This is a genomic window from Pseudomonas sp. FG36 (assembly GCF_057809275.1).
This window is the reverse complement of sequence record NZ_JBMDJQ010000076.1, coordinates 1-2,983: the sequence shown is the minus strand read 5'-3', so window position 1 is coordinate 2,983 and position 2,983 is coordinate 1. Positions and strand designations below refer to the sequence as shown.

Genomic DNA, 2,983 nt, shown 5'->3' with positions numbered 1-2,983 from the left:
AAGATTCATTTCGCAAAACCCCTATCTGCGCGAGCAGGTAGGGGTTTTGTCTTTGCGCGTTTGGCAAGTTAACGCCCGCCCTTGTAGGAGCCCGTCGCCTGTAATGGCAGCGGTAGCCCTTTTCCTATGCAAGCCCTCGGGGCGTGGCTATCATGCCAGCCTTATTCCGAGTCGAGATTGGCATGCTGAAGTTGTTGAACCTCCTCAAGGATGGCCGGTTCCATTCCGGAGAAGCCCTGGGGGCCGCCCTTGGGGTGAGTCGCAGCGCCGTTTGGAAGCAGCTGCAGCACCTGGAGAGCGAACTGAACCTGACCATTCACAAGGTCCGTGGCCGCGGCTATCAGCTGGCGGCGCCGTTGAACCTGCTCGAAGCGCAGGCAATCGCCAAGTTCTCGCAGGGCGAGCCATGGCCGGTGTTCATTCACGAAACCATCGACTCCACCAATGCCGAAGGGCTGAGGCTGATCGCGCAAGGGCAGGCGGCGCCGTTTCTGGTGCTGGCCGAGCGCCAGAGTGCAGGTCGCGGTCGTCGTGGGCGTCCGTGGGTCAGCCCTTTTGCCGAAAACCTCTATTACAGCCTGGTCCTGCGCATCGATGGCGGCATGCGTCAGCTCGAGGGCTTGAGCCTGGTGGTCGGCCTGGCGGTGATGCGTGCACTGCAGGCGTTCGGGCTAAAGGATGTGGGGCTCAAGTGGCCCAATGATGTCCTTGCCGGCGGGCGCAAGATCACCGGAATACTCCTGGAGCTGGTCGGGGATCCTGCGGACGTCTGCCATGTGGTGCTGGGTATCGGCATTAATGTAAACATGCAGGGCAACGAACAGATCGATCAGCAATGGGCCTCGATGCGCGGCGAAGCTGGGCAGCTGGTGGATCGCAACCACCTGGTGGCGGTGCTCAGCCAGCAGTTGCAACACGAACTTGGTCGCCATCGCCGCTATGGTTTCGCTGCGTTCCAGGAGGAATGGGAGCAGGCGCACCTGTGGCAGGGGCGCAAAGTTTCGCTTGTCGCGGGCACTTCGCGTATCGAAGGCGTCGCGCTGGGGGTGGATGGGCAGGGCGGCTTGCGTCTGGAGGTCGATGGTGTGGAGAAGAGCTTCAGTGGCGGCGAGCTCAGTCTGAGGTTGCGTGATGATTCTTGAGCTCGATTGTGGAAACAGCTTTATCAAGTGGCGCGTCATCCATGCAGCCGACGCCACCATCAACGGTGGTGGCATCGTGGACTCCGATCAGGCATTGGTCGCAGCTGTCGCAGGACTCTCGAGCCTGAGTCTGACTGGTTGCCGCATGGTCAGCGTGCGCAGTGAAGCGGAAACTTCATCGCTGTGCGCACTGATCCAGGCCTCGTTCGGGGTCGAGGTAAACGTGGCCCAGCCTGTGCAGGAAATGGCCGGCGTGCGCAATGGCTATGACGATTATCAGCGTCTGGGCATGGACCGCTGGCTGGGCGCGCTGGGTGCCTATCACCTGGCCGGGCGTGCTTGCCTGGTCATTGATTTCGGCACCGCAGCCAAGGCCGATTTCGTCGCGGCCAATGGTGAACACCTTGGTGGCTACATCTGCCCGGGCATGCCGCTGATGCGTAGCCAGTTGCGCACCCATACCCGGCGTATTCGCTATGACGATGCGTCGGCCGAGCGCGCCCTGAACAGCCTGGCACCGGGGCGCTCGACCGTCGAGGCGGTCGAGCGTGGTTGTGTGCTGATGCTCCAGGGCTTCGCCCGTACCCAGATCGAGCAGGCCAGGGCGATGTGGGGTGAGGACTTCACTGTCTTTCTGACCGGAGGGGATGCGCCCTTGGTGCAGGAAGCGGCGCCGAAGGCTCGGATCGTGCCGGACCTGGTATTCGTCGGTTTGGCCATGGCCTGTCCATTGAACTGAGGTGACTGACTATGCGCTGGTTGTTTCTGCTGTTGGTTGTGCTCAACGTCTTTTATTACGTGTGGCATCAGCAGGAAGCTCCCCTGAAGGTCAAGGAAGTCGCCCCGTTGGCTTTGTACAAAGGTTCCCAGCAGGAAATCCGCCTGTTGCGCGAAACCGGAGTTGCGGCGCCCGCCCGGCGCCGTGACGAATGCCTGGTGGTTGGGGGCATGGCTGCGCCCGAGCAGCTCGAGGCCTTGCGTCAGCGGCTGGTGAGCCTGGATATCGCTGCCCTGCCAGTGGTTGGTCAGCTACCGGGTGCCGACGGGCTCTGGCTCAAGGTTGCCCCGGAAAGCGAGCGTTTGCTGGACCCGGCTGTGCTCTCGACTCTTTCCAAGGATTTCAAAGACTTAAAACACAAAATTATTTTGTGCGAGGGTATTGCAACTGCCGAATAGCTTGATAGAATGGCGCCCGCTTCACAGGGAACATCACTTAGGTGGTAGATCTGGAGGCAGTGTCAAAGCAGCTAAGTTTCAGATTTGATTGAAAAAATTTGAAAAAACGCTTGACACTGGGGCGGCAGCCAAGTAGAATGCCGGCCACATCTGGAGGGATTCCCGAGCGGCCAAAGGGGACGGACTGTAAATCCGTTGCGAGAGCTTCGAAGGTTCGAATCCTTCTCCCTCCACCAGTTTTAGCGAGAGCCGCAAGCTCCGCGGGTATAGTTTAGTGGTAGAACCTCAGCCTTCCAAGCTGATGATGCGGGTTCGATTCCCGCTACCCGCTCCAAGTTTGCTGTTGTTGCACAAAGTGTTTAGCTCTTGTAGCTCAGTTGGTAGAGCACACCCTTGGTAAGGGTGAGGTCAGCGGTTCAAATCCGCTCAAGAGCTCCATATAAACAAGGCAGATATGAAAATATCTGCCTTTGTTTTATCAGCGGTATGACTATTTCTTCTGCGGAGGACTGTATCGATGGCTAAGGAAAAGTTTGATCGTTCGCTACCTCACGTTAACGTCGGCACTATCGGCCACGTTGACCATGGTAAGACCACTCTGACTGCAGCGCTGACCCGCGTCTGCTCCGAAGTTTTCGGTTCGGCCGTCGTTGAGTTCGACAAGA

4 protein-coding genes and 3 tRNA genes are annotated in these 2,983 nt (G+C 58.9%); all 7 read left to right on the top strand.

All coding sequences use genetic code 11. The annotated features are described in order from the left end of the window. Nucleotides 1–182: 182 nt before the first annotated feature. Nucleotides 183–1,142 carry a bifunctional biotin--[acetyl-CoA-carboxylase] ligase/biotin operon repressor BirA gene (gene birA, locus ACODS9_RS26450; RefSeq protein WP_401112475.1) on the top strand — a complete coding sequence of 320 codons (960 nt, stop codon included), beginning with the start codon at nucleotides 183–185 and terminating at the stop codon, nucleotides 1,140–1,142. Next, the gene (locus ACODS9_RS26445; RefSeq protein WP_489095117.1) at nucleotides 1,132–1,881 is read left to right on the top strand and encodes a pantothenate kinase; all 750 of its coding nucleotides are present in this window, start codon (nucleotides 1,132–1,134) and stop codon (nucleotides 1,879–1,881) included. Before birA ends, ACODS9_RS26445 begins: the two co-directional genes overlap by 11 nt. Nucleotides 1,882–1,892: 11 nt before the next feature. Continuing rightward, entirely contained in the window at nucleotides 1,893–2,318 is a 426-nt protein-coding gene (locus ACODS9_RS26440) for a hypothetical protein (RefSeq protein WP_046857351.1), read from the top strand. Between the two features lie 152 nt (nucleotides 2,319–2,470). Then, nucleotides 2,471–2,554 (top strand) — tRNA-Tyr (locus ACODS9_RS26435). 24 nt (nucleotides 2,555–2,578) lie between these two features. After that, nucleotides 2,579–2,652, top strand: a tRNA-Gly gene (locus tag ACODS9_RS26430). Nucleotides 2,653–2,680: 28 nt separating this feature from the next. Continuing rightward, nucleotides 2,681–2,756, top strand: a tRNA-Thr gene (locus ACODS9_RS26425). Between the two features lie 79 nt (nucleotides 2,757–2,835). Continuing rightward, on the top strand, nucleotides 2,836–2,983 hold a 148-nt coding region (locus ACODS9_RS26420; protein ID WP_256214500.1), incomplete at its 3' end, for a GTP-binding protein.

Excerpts from the sequence above, each read along its gene's own strand:
- ACODS9_RS26445 (WP_489095117.1), top strand. The coding sequence starts at position 1,132 with ATGATTCTTGAGCTCGATTGTGGAAACAGCTTTATCAAGTGGCGCGTC.
- birA (WP_401112475.1), top strand. The coding sequence starts at position 183 with ATGCTGAAGTTGTTGAACCTCCTCAAGGATGGCCGGTTCCATTCCGGA.
- ACODS9_RS26440 (WP_046857351.1), top strand. The coding sequence starts at position 1,893 with ATGCGCTGGTTGTTTCTGCTGTTGGTTGTGCTCAACGTCTTTTATTAC.